The organism is Pseudomonas lundensis, assembly GCF_001042985.1.
Taxonomy (GTDB): Bacteria; Pseudomonadota; Gammaproteobacteria; order Pseudomonadales; family Pseudomonadaceae; genus Aquipseudomonas; species Aquipseudomonas lundensis.
On sequence record NZ_JYKY01000078.1, the window covers coordinates 1 to 1,171 of the forward strand.

General features: G+C 56.5%; 1 protein-coding gene. It reads left to right on the plus strand.

From position 1 onward, the window contains the following. Positions 1–62 precede the first annotated feature (62 nt). Positions 63–1,043 carry an IS5-like element ISPa41 family transposase gene (locus TU74_RS22930; protein WP_014003920.1) on the plus strand — a complete coding sequence of 327 codons (981 nt, stop codon included), beginning with the start codon at positions 63–65 and terminating at the stop codon, positions 1,041–1,043. The last annotated feature ends 128 nt before the right edge of the window (positions 1,044–1,171 follow it).

Here is a 1,171-nt window from a genome sequence, read left to right on the forward strand (position 1 = left end):
GGAATCTCCGAACAAGCCTTCAGTTATGCGAGAATCCCCGCAACACCTGATCCGAGCCGCCCATGAGCCAGATGAGCTTTTCCGACTTTGAGTACGCCGGCAAGCGCAAGCAAACCCGCCGAGAGCGCTTCCTCGCCGAAATGGATCAGGTGGTGCCCTGGGCAGGCCTGCTGGAGCTGATCGAACCGTTCTACCCCAAGGCCGGCGGCGGTAGAAAACCCTATCCTCTGGAAACCATGCTGCGCATCCATCTGTTGCAGAACTGGTTCTCCCTGAGCGACCCGGCCATGGAAGAAGCGCTCTACGAAATCACGCCCATGCGCCAGTTCGCACGCCTGACGCTGAGCGCGCCAATCCCCGAAGACACCACGATCATGAACTTCCGGCACTTGCTGGAGAAGCATCAGCTCGCACCGGCAATCCTTGCGGTCATCAATGGTTATCTGCAGGAAAAAGGCCTGTCGCTGCGCCAAGGCACCATCGTCGATGCCACCATTATTCATGCCCCCAGCTCGACCAAAAATAAAGAAGGCAAGCGTGATCCCGAGATGCACCAGACCAAGAAAGGCGGTCAGTATTTCTTCGGGATGAAGGCGCACATCGGTGCCGATGTCGAGTCCGGCCTGGTGCATCACGTCCATGGCACCGCTGCCAATGTGGCCGATGTCACGCAGGTGGCTGAACTGCTGCATGGCGAAGAAAACGCCGTGTATGCAGATGCCGGTTACACCGGTGTCGAAAGGCGCGAAGAGCATGAAAATCGGGGGGTGATCTGGCAGATTGCAGCGCGTCGCAGCACCTATTCCAAGCTGAACCAGCGCAGCGTACTGTACAAAGCCAAGCGCAAGATCGAGTTCTGCAAGGCTCAGACACGGGCCAAGGTCGAGCATCCGTTTCGCGTGATCAAGCGGCAGTTTGGTTACGTGAAAGTACGTTTTCGTGGGCTGATGAAAAACACGGCTCAGTTGACCACGCTGTTCGCCCTGGCAAACCTGTGGAGGGTTCGAAAACAGCTCATGGGTATGGGTGAGGTTCGCGTTTAACACGGAGAACCGGTCGAAAAAGCTCTCCGTACATGATTTTTCGGTCACTTTTCGTCCAATGACGCTGTAGGTGCCTGGAAAATTGCAACTTGCCGCGGCTGCACGACAAGTTGATCGGAGCATCCTTA